We start from the raw sequence: 351 nt of genomic DNA on the forward strand, positions 1-351 counted from the left end.
CCGTAGAGCTTGCACATGCGGCGCAGATGCGCGGCGAACAGGCCCTCATCGATGAAGGCCGCCACCGCGGCCTGCAGGCTGGTGGGAACGCCGGATGAAAATGCCCGGAGCGCCACCTCGAATCTCGGGATGAGGTTCGGCGGCGCCACCAGATAGCCGATGCGCAGCGCCGGAAACATCGATTTCGAGAACGACCCGACATAGATGACGCGCTCGCCGGCATCGATCGCCTTGAGCGCCGGCGACGGCCGGCCCGACAGGGTGAAATCCCCGTCCCAATCGTCCTCGACGACGAAGGCGCCGGCCCCAGCCGCCGCCCGCAACAGCGCGATCCGCCGCTCATGCGACATG

The 351-nt window shown here is 67.8% G+C and carries 1 protein-coding gene; it reads right to left on the reverse strand.

All coding sequences use genetic code 11. The features are described 5' to 3' along the window. Positions 1–351, reverse strand: a 351-nt coding sequence (locus AC1D0P_RS32805) for an aminotransferase class I/II-fold pyridoxal phosphate-dependent enzyme (RefSeq protein ID WP_477680536.1), incomplete at both ends; no start/stop codon positions are given.

The organism is Polaromonas sp. P1_G2, assembly GCF_056405515.1.